The 14,927-nt window shown below is 34.6% G+C and carries 18 protein-coding genes; 7 read left to right on the plus strand and 11 right to left on the minus strand.

The window, feature by feature from the left end; genetic code table 11:
• The first annotated feature begins 14 nt into the window (after nt 1–14).
• Nucleotides 15–674 carry a phosphatidylserine decarboxylase family protein gene (locus ACLHG9_RS13650; protein ID WP_410222056.1) on the plus strand — a complete coding sequence of 220 codons (660 nt, stop codon included), beginning with the start codon at nt 15–17 and terminating at the stop codon, nt 672–674.
• Nucleotides 675–725: 51 nt separating this feature from the next.
• On the opposite strand, the gene ACLHG9_RS13655 is transcribed toward ACLHG9_RS13650, so the two are convergent.
• The 5 genes from ACLHG9_RS13655 to ACLHG9_RS13675 form a co-directional block, all read right to left on the minus strand.
• Complete coding sequence (locus ACLHG9_RS13655; protein ID WP_410222057.1) at nt 726–1,826, minus strand: mechanosensitive ion channel family protein; 1,101 nt, start codon at nt 1,824–1,826, stop codon at nt 726–728.
• Between the two features lies 1 nt (nt 1,827).
• The gene (locus ACLHG9_RS13660; protein WP_410222058.1) at nt 1,828–3,054 is read right to left on the minus strand and encodes a Glu/Leu/Phe/Val dehydrogenase dimerization domain-containing protein; all 1,227 of its coding nucleotides are present in this window, start codon (nt 3,052–3,054) and stop codon (nt 1,828–1,830) included.
• An 89-nt stretch (nt 3,055–3,143) separates the two neighbouring features.
• Nucleotides 3,144–3,491 carry a 50S ribosomal protein L19 gene (rplS, locus tag ACLHG9_RS13665; protein WP_243358553.1) on the minus strand — a complete coding sequence of 116 codons (348 nt, stop codon included), beginning with the start codon at nt 3,489–3,491 and terminating at the stop codon, nt 3,144–3,146.
• Between the two features lie 119 nt (nt 3,492–3,610).
• Nucleotides 3,611–4,282: a sensor histidine kinase gene (locus ACLHG9_RS13670; RefSeq protein ID WP_410222059.1), complete on the minus strand. Its 672-nt coding sequence runs from the start codon at nt 4,280–4,282 to the stop codon at nt 3,611–3,613.
• A gap of 17 nt (nt 4,283–4,299) precedes the next feature.
• Nucleotides 4,300–4,575 (minus strand): hypothetical protein, encoded by a 276-nt coding sequence (locus ACLHG9_RS13675; protein WP_243358542.1) that lies wholly within the window; start codon nt 4,573–4,575, stop codon nt 4,300–4,302.
• A gap of 127 nt (nt 4,576–4,702) precedes the next feature.
• On the opposite strand from ACLHG9_RS13675, the gene ACLHG9_RS13680 reads away from it, so the two are divergent.
• On the plus strand, nt 4,703–5,053 hold the full coding sequence (locus ACLHG9_RS13680) for a hypothetical protein (RefSeq protein WP_410222060.1): 351 nt from the start codon (nt 4,703–4,705) through the stop codon (nt 5,051–5,053).
• Between the two features lie 124 nt (nt 5,054–5,177).
• Here the strand turns inward: ACLHG9_RS13680 and trmD are convergent, their stop codons facing one another.
• From trmD to ACLHG9_RS13710, 6 genes are all read right to left on the minus strand, one after another.
• The gene (gene trmD, locus ACLHG9_RS13685; RefSeq protein WP_410222061.1) at nt 5,178–5,852 is read right to left on the minus strand and encodes a tRNA (guanosine(37)-N1)-methyltransferase TrmD; all 675 of its coding nucleotides are present in this window, start codon (nt 5,850–5,852) and stop codon (nt 5,178–5,180) included.
• A gap of 29 nt (nt 5,853–5,881) precedes the next feature.
• The gene (locus ACLHG9_RS13690) at nt 5,882–6,082 is read right to left on the minus strand and encodes a helix-turn-helix transcriptional regulator (protein WP_410222062.1); all 201 of its coding nucleotides are present in this window, start codon (nt 6,080–6,082) and stop codon (nt 5,882–5,884) included.
• Nucleotide 6,083: 1 nt separating this feature from the next.
• The gene (locus tag ACLHG9_RS13695) at nt 6,084–6,533 is read right to left on the minus strand and encodes a hypothetical protein (protein WP_410222063.1); all 450 of its coding nucleotides are present in this window, start codon (nt 6,531–6,533) and stop codon (nt 6,084–6,086) included.
• Between the two features lie 86 nt (nt 6,534–6,619).
• Complete coding sequence (locus ACLHG9_RS13700; RefSeq protein WP_410222064.1) at nt 6,620–7,288, minus strand: hypothetical protein; 669 nt, start codon at nt 7,286–7,288, stop codon at nt 6,620–6,622.
• Between the two features lie 38 nt (nt 7,289–7,326).
• Complete coding sequence (gene rimM / locus ACLHG9_RS13705) at nt 7,327–7,851, minus strand: ribosome maturation factor RimM (RefSeq protein ID WP_410222065.1); 525 nt, start codon at nt 7,849–7,851, stop codon at nt 7,327–7,329.
• Nucleotides 7,852–7,925: 74 nt separating this feature from the next.
• Nucleotides 7,926–8,471, minus strand: a complete 546-nt coding sequence (locus ACLHG9_RS13710) for a 30S ribosomal protein S16 (RefSeq protein ID WP_410222066.1) — start codon at nt 8,469–8,471, stop codon at nt 7,926–7,928.
• 231 nt (nt 8,472–8,702) lie between these two features.
• Here ACLHG9_RS13710 and ACLHG9_RS13715 point away from each other — a divergent pair, with 231 nt between their 5' ends.
• From ACLHG9_RS13715 to ACLHG9_RS13735, 5 genes are read left to right on the plus strand one after another with little or no spacing between them, the layout of a single operon-like run.
• Nucleotides 8,703–8,867, plus strand: a complete 165-nt coding sequence (locus tag ACLHG9_RS13715) for a hypothetical protein (protein ID WP_410222067.1) — start codon at nt 8,703–8,705, stop codon at nt 8,865–8,867.
• A complete protein-coding gene (gene gmd, locus ACLHG9_RS13720) occupies nt 8,864–10,000 on the plus strand; it encodes a GDP-mannose 4,6-dehydratase (protein WP_410222068.1) in 1,137 nt (378 codons plus the stop codon). Before ACLHG9_RS13715 ends, gmd begins: the two co-directional genes overlap by 4 nt.
• A gap of 20 nt (nt 10,001–10,020) precedes the next feature.
• Nucleotides 10,021–12,519 carry an SLBB domain-containing protein gene (locus ACLHG9_RS13725; protein ID WP_410222069.1) on the plus strand — a complete coding sequence of 833 codons (2,499 nt, stop codon included), beginning with the start codon at nt 10,021–10,023 and terminating at the stop codon, nt 12,517–12,519.
• Nucleotide 12,520: 1 nt separating this feature from the next.
• The gene (locus ACLHG9_RS13730) at nt 12,521–13,810 is read left to right on the plus strand and encodes a nucleotide sugar dehydrogenase (protein ID WP_410222070.1); all 1,290 of its coding nucleotides are present in this window, start codon (nt 12,521–12,523) and stop codon (nt 13,808–13,810) included.
• Nucleotides 13,797–14,927 carry a DegT/DnrJ/EryC1/StrS family aminotransferase gene (locus tag ACLHG9_RS13735; protein WP_410222071.1) on the plus strand — a complete coding sequence of 377 codons (1,131 nt, stop codon included), beginning with the start codon at nt 13,797–13,799 and terminating at the stop codon, nt 14,925–14,927. Before ACLHG9_RS13730 ends, ACLHG9_RS13735 begins: the two co-directional genes overlap by 14 nt.

Raw genomic sequence — 14,927 nt, forward strand, 5'->3', positions numbered from 1 at the left:
AAAGAATAGGATAAATGACTATACATAAAGAAGGATATACGAGCATTGCTTTAAGCATTTTATTTATTTTTATTATCAATGCTATTGTTGAATATCGTTTTGCGGATATTGTTTGGTTGAGATGGTTCATCTACATCTTTTCTTTTGCTCTGTTCGTGATCGTTCTGCAGTTTTTCAGAAATCCTAAACGTACTTTTACTCGTGGCGAAAATCTAATTATCTGCCCTGCCGATGGTAAGGTTGTGGTAATAGAAGAAACTCAGGAAGATGAATATTTTAAAGATAAGCGTTTACAGGTGTCTATTTTTATGTCGCCGGTAAATGTACATATCAACCGTAATCCTATTTCAGGAGTAGTTAAATTCTTTAAATACCATCCAGGTAAATATCTTGCTGCATGGAATCCAAAATCAAGCACAGAGAATGAACGTACAACCGTTGTGGTAGAGCATAAAAATGGATCTTCGGTTTTATTCAGGCAAATTGCAGGTGCTTTGGCACGTCGTATAGTTTGGTATGTAAAAGAAGGAGATGAAGTAGTACAAACTGAACAGTTTGGTTTTATTAAATTTGGCTCAAGGGTAGATATTTTCCTTCCTTTAGGTACTAAGGTCAACTTAGAACTAAATCAGGTTGTTAAGGGGGGTATAACCGTATTAGGTGAGCTAAGCTAAAAACTTAATCCTGTTTTTTGAAGCTGTAACTTTCTGTTTAAGCAATATTCTTTATACCGGGAAAGTAAAATCTGCTTCGTTTTCTTTTACGATATCAATTATCTTAAAGTTGACATCCTGTTTTACACTTACAAAATCACTGTAGGCTAAATCGCTTATTAAGAAGAGAATCTGAATATTTAAGGCCGTATCTCCGAAACCTTCAAAATTTACGGTAGGATCTGTAATTCGGGGATGTTGTTTCAAATAATCGGTTATTTGTGCTATAATGTTTTTGATATTTTGGTTAGGTGTTTTGTAATTTAAGCCGATATTAAATTTTACTCGTCTGAAATTTCGACGTGTTAAATTTTCTAAAGCACCACTTATCATTGATCGGTTAGGAATAACAATGGTAGTTTTATCAGTACTTCTTATAATTGTACTTCTGAAGCCTACTTTTTCAATTGCTCCTTCAACTCCATTTACTTTAACCACATCACCTACGGTAAAAGGTTTATCCATAAATATCAGAAAAGACCCTAAAAGATTTTCTAAGCTTTCTTTGGCTGCCATAGCAATGGCAATACCGCCAATACCCAGACCTGTTATCAGGCTTACGGCATTTACTTCAAAAACGTAACCCAGTAATACAAAAAAACCAATAAAAGCCACAATAAACTTTAAAAGTTCTTTTAAGAAAGGAACCAACTGCACATCTGCCTTATCATTGGTTTTTAAAGCACGATTTAGAAGAACAATGGCTATAAAGTCGATTATTCTTAAGATAATCCAGAATACGGAAAGGATAATCAGAAATAAAAAAACTTTATCTAAAAACTCTCCAATGGTAAAAGTTGCATTTACTTTAGTTTTATCAATGGTATTTTTATAGTGGAACATTACCACCTGCAGAGGATGAGAAAGCTGATTTACTGCTAAATAACAAGTGGTGAGTGTGATAAAAAACTCAAAAGGTTTTAGCAGTAAATCAACAAATGTCTGGTTATGATGGTTGTCTGCAAATTTATCGAACAGTTTAAAAAGCAAACGACTAATTGTACGGGATACTAGTCGTTTAAAAAGAATCCCTAGGATTAAAATCGTAGCAAAAATACAATATTGCTTAATTGTATTACCCCAAAAAATCTGTTCAAAAAAATTGCTTGTCATTTTAAACCAATTGTTTTAATGCAATTTCAAAAGCTCTGCTTGAAAGGTTTACATTACTATCAGATAAATGGTGAACGGCTACTAAAGCATCATAAATAACTTTAGAAGCATCACTAAAAATAGCGTCATCGCTCATCTCTACATCTCGTTGCATAAGATAGGCAAATACCCTGGCCATACCACAGTTCGCTATAAAATCAGGTATAACAGCTACATGATTGTCTGTATATTCCATGATCGGGCCAAAAAATATTTCAGGATCAGCAAAAGGAACATTTGCTCCGCAGGCTATAACCTCAAGACCACTTGCTACCATTTGATCAACCTCGTTTTGTTTAACCAAACGAGATGCTGCTGCCGGAACAAAGATCTGAGCGCCTATGCTCCATATTCTTTCATTAGCTTCAGCAAAACTTATTAAGTTATCGGCAACTAAAGTGTTATTTTTGCGATTGTTAAATAACGTTTGAATTTCTTCATATGAAAAGCCTTCAGGATTTAATAACCCGCCTACGCGATCAATAATGCCTATAATTTTTACACCATTTTGGGCAAGGTAATATCCTGCTGCTGCGGCTACGTTACCCCAGCCTTGTATAATTGCTTTTTTACCCTGTAAGTTTCCGCCCCAGATATTGTAAAAGTGTTTAATAGATTGTGCTACTCCATAACCGGTAATCATATCAGCAACTTTATATTTACGTTTAATATCAGGAGTATAAGTTGGATCTTCCAATACTTTGGATACGCCGTAACGTAATTGCCCTATCTGGTGGATGCGCTCATTTTCACGTGCCTGATAATGACCATTAATTACTCCTTCCTGCGGATGCCATAGACCATAACTTTCAGTAATGGGAATTACTTCATGGATTTCATCGACGTTTAAATCACCACCGGTACCATAATAACTTTTAAGTAAAGGCATTACGGCTTTGTACCAGCGTTTTAAAACATCTTTTTTGCGTGGATCGGCAGGATCAAAGTTTATACCCGATTTTGCTCCGCCAATGGGAGGGCCTGAAACCGTAAACTTTACTTCCATCGTTTTAGCTAAAGATTCAACCTCACGTTTGTCCAGCCCTTTACGCATACGTGTACCGCCTCCGGCAGCACCTCCTCTCAGTGAGTTAATTACTACCCAGCCTTCCGCCTCAGATTCGCTATCTTTCCATTCAAAAACAACTTCGGGCTGTTTTTGCTCATATTTTTTTAACAGGTCTTTCATGTGTGCTTATATTTGATGTTTGCAAAGATATAAACAAAAAAACCTCCACGAAATAATCGTGAAGGTGTTTCTTTCTCAAAAAGAAAAAATTATTTTCTTATAGATTTGATACGAGCAGCTTTACCGGTTAAGTCGCGTAGGTAGAATAATTTAGCTCTACGAACTTTACCTCTGCTGTTAACTTCTACTTTCTCAATATTTGGAGAGTTTACAGGGAAAATACGCTCAACGCCTACACCGTTACTGATTTTACGAACAGTAAAAGTTTTATTTGCACCTGTGCTGTTTAACTGTATAACTACACCTTGGTAAACCTGAACGCGTTCTTTGTTACCTTCGCGAATTTTATAGTGAACACTTACTGTATCTCCTGATTTAAAAGAAGGAAATTCATTTTTAGCGATTACCTGCTCTTCTACAAATTTTACTAAATCCATGATTTTAAGCTATTAAGCCGATTTTTATATTGTTTAAAATCGGACTGCAATATTAGTGAATATTTTTGAAAAAAAAAACAGTGATTTTATTTTTTTATTTCGTGTAGTGGAAAGCTATTTTATTGATATATAGGCATACTGAAAAATACGGTAATGCCTTTACCCAGATTATTTACAGCCCATATTTCTCCTCCTTCTGTTTTTAAAAGCTCTCTGCATAAGGAAAGTGCTAACCCTGAGCCTGTTCTTTGCTGTGACGAAGAAGTGTTGGAAGGTAAGGCTATATCTGTAGGCTTGTTCAGATTAATCCCTGTTCCATTATCAGATACATATGAAATTACTTCATTATTGATTATGGTAGCTTTCAGGTGTATGAAACTGTTTGCTTCCGAAAACTTTATGGCGTTCCTGATAATATTTTTAAATACAATGGTATACAAAGTCTGATCTAATTTTAGGTTCAAATTAGTAATATGGTTTTGAAATAGGATGTTTTTATGAAAGGATGTATTTATTATATCGTGATTTTGAATTATACACTCAACTAGTTCCTTTAAGTTAATGTCTTTTTCGTAATGATTAAAATCTGTACGTTTCTGTTTCGCCCAAAAAAGTAGCTCATGGATATAAGTTTCATGGTCTTTGAATTCGTTTTCCAGTTTTTGTAGCATCATTAAATTTTCTTTGCTATTTAGCCCCTGGTTATTTAGCAGATATAAATAATTACCTAAGCCAGATAAGATATCCTTTATTTCATGGGCAAACAGTAAAAAGAAAGTTTCTTTATACATATTACATTTTAATTTAGTTAATCAAAAGGAGCTTCTTTTAATAACTGGATAATTGTTTTGCTCTCAATGCGGTAGTTCTCCAGTTTTCTTTCTTTAAGGCCAAAAATTATTTCCAGCTTTCTAACCTTTTCATAGGGAATGTCTTTGTTTTCTCCGATTTGTATGTTGCGATAATTATGGAATGTATTCTCTGAGATATTTAACACTTTGGGAATGATTTTCATAGCCCTTTTATAGTCTTTCATAGGCAAATCATGAAGACATTCATTGATTTTGTATTTATAACCTTTCATAAAAAAGTAGCGTTATTAAAAAATTTGTGTATTTTTAACAAAATTTTGTGTTGAATTACCAAATATTTTACGGTAAATATACTAAAAATTTTATATAAAGATTATTGTTTTAACAGATAATTATATTATGTTTTTAAAATCGGTGGTGGATGGCATTCTTGCAGAGCAAAACCGTTCTTTGAGCTGGCTGGCCGCAGAGATGGGAAAAACTTTTGACGGATTAAGGCTAAGTTTAATAAGAGGCTCTATTAAGTATCTTGATTTACAGAAGATGGCTAAAATATTAAATGTGCCGGTTTCGCGTTTTTTTACCGATCCTGCCGAATATGATATTTTAATTAAAACAACAATTAATGAACCCCTGGAAGAATACAATTCTATTTACAAAACAGAATTTAAAAGCTGCCAAGAAATGGTTGAGACTTTAAAGTCTCAGATAAAAGATAAGGATAAAATAATAGCGTTATTGAGTAAATAATATAAAGCTATAAAAGCCTCATGCCCGAAGATTAGGACTACATGCTAAAAATGTTAAGGTTACTATAAGTGATATATTTCAACGTTACAATATTTGCTTTACAACGTTTTGATAATATATCATATTAACTTAACAAATCCGGACGTCGTTGTTGTGTTCGTTTTAAAGCTTCTTCATGCCTCCATTCATTTATTTTAGCCTCATGGCCGCTTAAAAGAACTTCAGGTACTTTATGACCCCGCCACTCGGCAGGTCGGGTATAAACAGGAGCATCCAGTAAATCGCCCTGAAAACTGTCTGATAAAGCTGAGGTCTCGTCATTAAGAACTCCTGGTATTAATCGGGTTACGGCATCTACCAGTACTGCAGCAGGCAATTCTCCGCCAGATAAGACATAATCTCCTATAGAAATTTCCTTTGTTACAAAAATATCGCGGATGCGCTGATCAATGCCTTTGTAGTGACCGCATAAAATGATGATATTTTCTTTAGTAGACAAGTTGTTGGCTATAGTTTGGTTTAGCGTTTCTCCATCCGGAGTCATGAAAATAACTTCATCATAAGATCTTTCAGCCAGGAGGTTTTCTATACAGACAGCGAAAGGTTCTATACTCATTACCATTCCACTGCCACCTCCGTAAGGATAATCGTCAACACTTTTATGTTTGTTGTTGGCGTAATCCCTAAGGTTATGAATATGGATTTGTGCAATACCTTTGCTTTGTGCTCTTTGTAAAATAGAATGTGCAAACGGACTGCTTAACAGATCGGGCAATACAGATATAATATCAAAACGCATCCTGCAAAGATAAACATTTCATCCTTGGTTTACTCGTTGCTCTCAAGTTCAAAGATATCTTCTACCTTCACATTGAAAACCTTTGCTATTTTCAAAGCTAATACGGTTGAAGGGACATATTTGCCAGATTCAATCGTGTTTATGGTTTGCCTTGAAACCTGTATCATTTCAGCCAGCTCAGCTTGGGTAATGTTTTTAATGGCTCGCTGTACTTTAATACTGTTTTTCATGTTAAGCAGCCTCCTTTCTGGAGCGATATAAGTTCCAGTTAAATATAATAATGAATAGTATTAATGTGGTCCAGGTATTGTAAATCATAAACATGGCGAAACTCAAACCATAACTGGAAAAGTTTAAGATTAAGATAATGGCATAGCTTATAAGCACAGCCCATTGCAGGCTTTTAAGGCGTAGATGCGAAATGTATTCATCTTCTATCTTTTCTTTGGCAAAAACAACCATTAATAAGCCGATTGTAATTCCTAAAAAAGCCAATTCATTGGTAAGGTTGTAGTCAGCAAAGATCAATGGTCTGTCTTCATTGTCTGGTGGAAGATAGATTTGTAGGCCATTGATTTTAAAATCAAATGCTAAGCAGAAGTAACCCAGTACTGCTGAAGCAAGAAATAAAATCCAACCTAATACCTTGAATTTGTTGGGGAGTAAGATATGATTTTTCATGTCAAATAAATTTTACCAAATATAAAGTGTATTTTACATTAATGTCAAGTATAATTTACAAAAAGTCTAATTTGCTTTTCTTTAAGTTAGGTTGTCCATTGATCGTGTATTATGGCAACGAGGTAGTACTGGTCTTGAAATCTTTCAAATACAAGGCGTAAACTTTGCCAGTCTATGCCGTTTAAAGCTTTATCAAACCCATTAAAATGATATTCTACAAAAACTGCTTCAGGAAATGTTTCTTTTAAGTTATCCTTGGAGTTACCTTGTTTAATAATATTATTAAATGTTTTTTGAGGAGCTTTCTCAAAATCAGCACTATAAACAAATTTATTAATATAAGGAATGACTTTTAATTGCATGATTTCCCCAGATCCATCATAAATCCCCCAGGTTAAAGTCCAATTTCTTTCAATGGATTCTAAAAAATCCTTGGCTGATAATCGTTTGCTTTTTTTAATGTCTATAAATCCATAAGGAGAAAAAAGAACACCTTTCTGAGGATGAAAATTTAATGAAAAGGCTTGGTAGTTCTGTTCTTTTAAAGAGAATAAGATTTTAGTGGCAATTTTAAAGACCGAATCTTGCTGTGTATTGTTTGATGATGCAGATATGGAACGATTTGGTTGCTTATCCTTTTCTTTGGCACTGTTAGCTAAACTAATGGTATCTAGTTTTTCTTCGTTCTTAGATGAACTGTTGCTACACGATGCAAATAAAATGAATATGCCGAAAATTACCAAATAACGTTTCATAGGTCATTAGTATGATAAGATATGTTTCTCTAGAAAGGCTATTGCAAATATATATCCAACAAACCCTCTGGCAGATCTAAATGCAATATCTTTTCCTGCTCATCTATTTCCAGAATGAAATCTTCGTTTAACGGAAATAGAACTTCTTTTTCCTGATAAACAACTGTAGCTACAAATTGTTGAGGATATTCGTTAACAGCGATGATTGCACCCAGCTTACCTAGATTCTCATCTACAGCCATGTAGTTTACAAGATCTGTGTAATAAAACTCATCTTCATCACGAGCTGGCATTTTGTTTAAAGGTAAATAGACTTTCTTTTTGACAAGGTCTTTTACCTTATCTATGTTATCCAAACCCTCGAAAAGAAATAGCCCAGTGCTGTTTGGATAGAGTTTATGCTGATCAACAAAAAAAGGGACCAGTTTTGAATTTATCTCGAGAAACAATACTTCAAGGTTTAGATCGTCATAATTTTCAAATTCAAAAAAGATCTGAGTCTCTCCCTTTAATCCTTTTGTTTTGGTTATGTACCCAATATAAAATGCCTCGTTCAGTGTCATAATGCAAATGTGAATTTATAAAAAAATAGCGTTTCGAATTTCGAAACGCTATTTGACGCATATCAATAATCTGATTATTCAGCGTTATTTTCTGCCTGAGTTTCTTCAGCTGCTGTCTCCTCAGTCTGAGCTTCTTCAGTTTCGGCTGTTTCTTCAGCCACTGGAGCATTTTTAGCTGCAATAGCTGCTGCTTTTTCTTCTTTTTTCTTAGCTTCTGCTGCTAAAGCTGCTTTTTTGTTTTCAGCTTTTTTAGCGGCCAAGCCATCTACTTTACCGGTGATTTTGTTGCCTTTTTCTTCTAACCATTTAGCAAATTTTTCTTCTGCTTGCTCAGGAGTTAAAGCACCTTTTCTAACACCACCTTCTAAGTGTTTTTTGTAAAGAACACCTTTGTAAGATAAAATAGCACGAGCCGTATCTGTAGGTTCGGCACCGTTAAGTACCCATGTTACAGCTTTTTCGAAGTTAATTTCGATGGTTGCAGGATTGGTATTTGGGTTATAAGAACCTAAACGCTCAATAAACTTACCATCTCTTGGAGCACGTGAGTCTGCTACCACTACGTGGTAAAAAGGTTTCCCTTTTTTACCAAATCTTTGCAATCTGATTTTAGTTGCCATTCTTAATTTAATTTATGTATTCAACATAGCTCCCGGAACTCCGTGTTGCGGGGATGCAAAATTAAGTAAAATGTTAATAATTAGCAAGCTGCAAACGCTCTGTTTAAAAAATGTATGTTATTTTAAAAATACTTCTTTTAAATTATGGTATAGAGTAAGGAGATTTAAGAGAAAGAATTGGTATAAAGCTAGGGGTAAATGACTGATAAACCCGCATGATATTAAAGAAGATTGCAAGTTGAATTGAGTGAAAATCAGGCGATGTTTTTGGAATATATTCAAAAGCCAGAGTGTTTCAATCTTAAAGAAAAAGTGTATTTTAGCGCAAAATTACTGCTTGCAACATTATTATTACAAGAGGGTTGGGCAGCATTAAAATTTGCTAAAATAAAATGAAAGTTGCACTAATTACGGGAGTGACCGGCCAGGATGGTGCCTATTTAACAGAATTTCTGTTAAAGAAAGGGTATTTTGTGCATGGTATTAAAAGAAGATCATCTTTATTCAATACAGACAGGATAGATCATCTTTACCAAGATCAACATGAAGATAATGTTAAGTTTAAGCTTCATTATGGAGATTTAACAGATTCCACCAATTTGATCAGAATAATTCAGGAAACCCAACCTGATGAAATTTATAATCTGGCGGCGATGAGCCATGTCAGAGTGAGTTTTGAAATGCCGGAATATACCGCAAATGCCGATGGTATAGGTACTTTGCGTATTTTGGAAGCAATCAGGACTTTAGGCCTTACACAAAAAACCAAAGTATATCAGGCTTCTACTTCTGAGCTTTATGGACTGGTGCAGGCTGTACCTCAAAGTGAAAGTACACCTTTTTATCCACGTTCACCATATGCCGTTGCTAAAATATATGGATATTGGATTACCGTAAATTATCGCGAAGCATACGGTATGTTTGCTTGTAATGGTATTCTTTTCAATCATGAAAGTCCATTAAGAGGAGAAACGTTTGTTACGAGAAAAATAACACGCGCTGCTTCTAAAATTGCTTTAGGTTTGCAGAAGTGCCTGTATCTTGGAAATCTTTCGGCTCAAAGAGACTGGGGACATGCTAAAGATTATATAGAGGCGATGTGGTTAATTCTTCAACAAGAAAAGCCTGAGGATTATGTTATTGCAACGGGTATTACCACTACTGTGCGGGATTTTGTTAGAATGAGCTTTGCAGAATTAGGCATTACCATTGAATTCTCTGGGAAGGATGAGAATGAAAAAGGCGTGATTATTGATGTAGATACAGAAAAAGCTAAAACTCTAGGACTGAATTTAGATGTTTTGCATTTAGGACAAACTGTAGTAAAAGTTGATCCTAAATATTTCAGACCCACAGAAGTGGATTTATTATTGGGAGATCCGTCTAAGTCAAAAAAACAGCTTGGATGGCAGCCTAAATATGATCTTCCGGCGTTAGTTAAGGACATGATAACATCTGATCTAAAGCTGATGAAGAAAGATGAATTTTTAAAACAAGGAGGTTATCAAACACTTAATTATTTTGAATAACTCTTAAACTTATCTATAACATGATTAGAAAAACTCTGGTTGTATTTATTCTTTCGTTAATTACAACTGCATTTGCTTTTGCACAAAACAACTATTCAAACTATAAAGTTGATGATTTAACAGATGCACAAATTATGCAAATTGTGAAACAGGCTGAATCAATAGGTTATACTTCGCCTGATCAGATTTCGCAATTAGCAAAAGCAAGGGGCTTAAAAGATGAAGAGATAGAAAAGTTTAAGCAAAGAGTTGAAAAAATAAAGAAGCAAGGTATATCTTCAGAAAGGCCGCAAACTCAGCCTAAATCTTCTGTTGCAAGACAAATAGAAGGTGCAGATCTGAACAATGACGTTTTAAATGAAAATGAAAAAAGTCAGTCTAAGAAGAATGACTTATCAGATCAAGCCCATGATATTGGATTAAAAATATTTGGCTCAGAATTATTTAAGAATAAAAACTTAACATTTGAGCCTAATTTGAGAATAGCCACACCTAAAAATTATGTAATAGGTCCTGATGATAAGTTATTAATAGACTTAACGGGAGATAATGAGCGATCATACGAGTTACAAGTTGGTACAGAAGGTTATATTAATTTAGAATATGTTGGCCGTATAGCTGTGGGTGGATTAACCATTGAACAGGCAACAGCTAAAATCAAATCAGCAATGGCCCGTACTTATCCGGCTTTAAAATCAGGAAGAACAAGTGTTGCCATTAATTTGGGTAATATAAGAAGTATCAAAGTAATGATTACCGGCCAGTCTGTAAAGCCAGGAACTTATACGATTTCTTCTTTATCGTCGGTTTATAATGCCTTATACGCATCAGGGGGGCCATCTGATAAAGGATCTTTTCGAAATATACAAGTAATCAGAGGAAATAAGGTAATTACAACTATTGATACTTATAGTGTTTTGCTAGATGGCATTTTTGCAAATAATATCCGGTTACAAGATCAGGATGTAATTAATATCCCCTTTTATGAAAAACGTGTAGAAATTCAGGGCGAGGTAAAAAGAGAAGCTATTTTTGAAGTTAAAAATAACGAGACATTTGCTGATGTTCTTGCTTTTGCAGGTGGATTTACCACCAAAGCTTATACTGCCAGTGTAAAAGCCTTTCAAAATACAGACAAAGAAAGAAAAATAATAGATATTAAATCTTCCAATTTTTCAGGTTATAAACCTAAAAATGGCGATAAATATTTGATAGAGGCAATATTAGATCGTTTTGCTAATCGTGTTGAGATCGTCGGAGCCGTTTTCCGCCCTGGTTTTTATGCAATAGATGGAGGGTTGACTTTAAAAGGGCTGATTGAGAAAGCAAACGGATTGATGGAAGATGCATTTTTAAACAGAGGGTATATCAATCGCTTAAATCCCGACAATACGCAAAGCCTTATATCTTTTGACGTAGCTAAAATCATGTCTGGTACCCAGCAGGATATTACCTTACAGAGAGAAGATAAAATTACAATCAATTCTTTATTTGATTTAAGAGAAGAACGTACTGTAAGCATTCAGGGTGAAGTTCGTGCCCCTGGTACTTTCCCCTATGCAGATAACCTAAGCGTTGTAGATGTTATTCAGATGGCAGGCGGATTAACTGAAGGCGCTACGCCGAAACATATAGAAGTTTCAAGAAGAGTTAAAGGCGATAGTACTGTAATGGATAAATCTAAGATTGCAGATGTTTTTATTGTTAATGTAAATGAAGATTTAAAAGTTTTGGACAAAGAATTTAAAATCATGCCTTTTGATATTATTTCAGTAAGAGCATCAGAAATTTATTCTGTTCAAAAGCAGGTGAGAATAGAAGGTGAGGTAGCTTATCCGGGAACTTATACAATTACATCAAAAGAATATCGCATTTCTGATTTAATTAAAAGTGCAGGAGGCATAACCTCTTTGGCTTATGTTGATGGTGCTTCATTAAAAAGACCGGGCGCAGCAAAAGTAAATCCTAAAGATAAAAACGCTATAGATGATAGCGAAGAGGAACAAAAGAAAATTCTAAACTTAGAACGCATTCAGGATAGTGGAATAAAAGATGGGAAAGAGAAGAAAGTGGATGAGAAATTAATCCAGTCTGATTTAGTTGGTATTAACCTGGAAAAAATATTACAAAACCCTAAGTCTAGAATTGATCTGATATTAGAAGAAGGAGATATTATCCGTGTTCCAAAACAATTACAGATTGTAAAGGTTACAGGAGAAGTGCTGAACCCTAACAGTATTGTATATACACCTGGTAAAAGCTTTAGAGAATATATTAGCGGAGCAGGTGGCTTTACAGGAAATGCTAAAAAAAGTGGTGCCTATATCAAATATGCTAACGGGGCGGCTGAATCAACTAAAAAATTCTTATTTTTTAATAATTATCCTAAGGTAAAACCCGGAGCAGAGATATTGGTACCTATTAGACCTGAACGAGAAAAAATAACAGCACAAGCCTGGATTGGAATAGGAACAGGAATAGCTTCACTTGCAGCCATAATTGTAAGCTTGTTAAAATAACATGAAAGCGCTTGCCGATTCAAAAATTGCTGTAATTGGTTTAGGCTATGTAGGTTTGCCTTTGGCTATAGAGCTAGCTGAAAAATACCCTGTAACAGGTTTTGATATTGATCAGAGCAGAGTAGCAAATCTTAATGCTGGAATAGATTTTACAAAAGAGGCAAACCTTGAGAGATTGCAATATTTACTGTCCCTTTCTAATAATAGAAGCGGATTAAAATTTACTAATGAAATCTCTAATTTGAGAGGTTGCAATATTTTCATTGTTACTGTTCCAACACCTATCAATCAATTTAAGGCTCCTGACTTAAACCCTTTGCTTTCGGCTTCAGAAATGATAGGAAGAGTTTTAAAAAGAGGAGATATCGTTATTTATGAATCTACAGTTTATCCAGGCTGTACCGAGGAGGACTGTGTGCCTGTTTTAGAGAAAAGCTCCGGATTGACATTTAACACGGATTTTTTTTGTGGATATTCGCCTGAAAGGATAAATCCAGGAGATAAAATAAATACACTGGTAAATATCAAGAAAGTAACTTCTGGCTCAACTGCAGAGGTTGCCGAATATGTAGATCGTCTTTATTGCAGCATTATTACAGCAGGAACTCATAAAGCTCCGTCCATTAAAGTGGCAGAAGCTAGTAAGGCTATAGAAAATGCTCAAAGAGATGTGAATATATCATTTATTAATGAGCTGTCTCTGATTTTTGACAGAATGAAGATTGATACTAATGATGTAATAGAAGCTGCAGCAACCAAATGGAATTTTTTAAAATTTAAACCCGGGTTGGTTGGCGGGCATTGTATTGGTGTAGACCCTTATTATCTTACTCATAAAGCTCAGGCTTTGGGTTATCATCCCGAAGTAATTTTATCGGGAAGGAAAGTGAATGATAATATGGGAATGTTCATAGCCAATAAGGTGGTTAAACTAATGATCAATAAAGGTCAGACCATCAAAAAATCCAGAGCCCTTATTTTAGGTGTAACATTTAAAGAAGACTGTCCTGATATCAGAAACTCAAGAGTAATCGATATTTATAGCGAATTAGAACAATTTGGGATTGAAGTAGATGTTTATGATCCACATGCCAACGCTCTTGAGGTAAAACAGGAGTATGGAATTGAACTCTCTAACAATCTAGAACACAAGTATGATATTATAATTCTGGCAGTAAGCCATCATGAATTTCTGAACATAGATTATAACGCATTAAAATCAGGAATAAACACCGTAATTTTTGATACTAAAGCATTTTTGGATAGAAATATAATAGATGCCAGATTATAGACAGGAAATCCCTTTTTTTGATACGGCAATTTATAATCCTAAGCAGAGATCGCAAATAGATTTGGCTATTCAAAGCGTATTAGACCATGGTAAATATATCAACGGTCCGGAAGTGTATGAATTTTCAGAGCAGCTTTCAAAATATTTAAATGTAAAACACGTTGTTCCCTGTGCTAATGGTACAGATGCATTAACCATTTCTTTACTAGCTTTGGATTTACAAAGAGGAGATGAGGTTATTGTTCCTGTATTTAACTATGTGGCAGCAGCAGAAGCTGTAGAGATTTTAGGGTTAACTCCTATCTTTGTTGATGTTTCTTATGAGGGGTTTAATGTAGAGGCACCAGAAATAGAAAAAAAGATAAATTCTAGAACTAAAGCTATTATAATTACACATCTTTTTGGAGCAGCAGCTAAAATAAATCTTATTGTTGATCTGGCTCATAGATATAATATTGCTGTTATAGAAGATATAGCTCAGGCGTTAGGAACCGAGCTTAATCATAAAAAAGTGGGTACCTACGGGGATATAGGATGTATTTCTTTTTTTCCTACTAAAAACCTTGCCTGCTTTGGAGACGGTGGCGCTATCATTACTAATAATGAAATGATAGCAAATAAAGCTAAAATGATAGCTAATCATGGTCAGACGAATAAATATGAGCATAAAATAGCTGGTTGTAATTCAAGATTGGATACGCTACAGGCGGCTATATTAAATGTACAGCTTCTATATCTGGAAGATAACCTTAATAAGCGCAGGGCTATAGCAGACAAGTATCAAGATGGTTTAAAAGGCATCTCAGAAATATACCTGCCAGTTCAACAACAAAATTCCTTTGATACTTTTAACCAATACTGCATTTTACTAAGAAGTAAAGAAGTAAGACAAGAATTACAAAATAATCTAAAAAATAGTGGAATTGGCGTAATGATTTATTATCCAAAACCACTGCATATACAAGAAGCTTTTGCTCGGTATGAGCATAAAGTAAATGATTTTCCGGTTGCAGAAGATTTATGTAACCGAATACTGGCTCTTCCGGTTTTCCCTGATTTGAAGGAGAAACAACTACAATATATTATAAGTAAGATCAGAAATTTTTTTAATCAATAG

The organism is Pedobacter sp. (genome assembly GCF_046462515.1).
Taxonomy (GTDB): domain Bacteria; phylum Bacteroidota; class Bacteroidia; order Sphingobacteriales; family Sphingobacteriaceae; genus Pedobacter.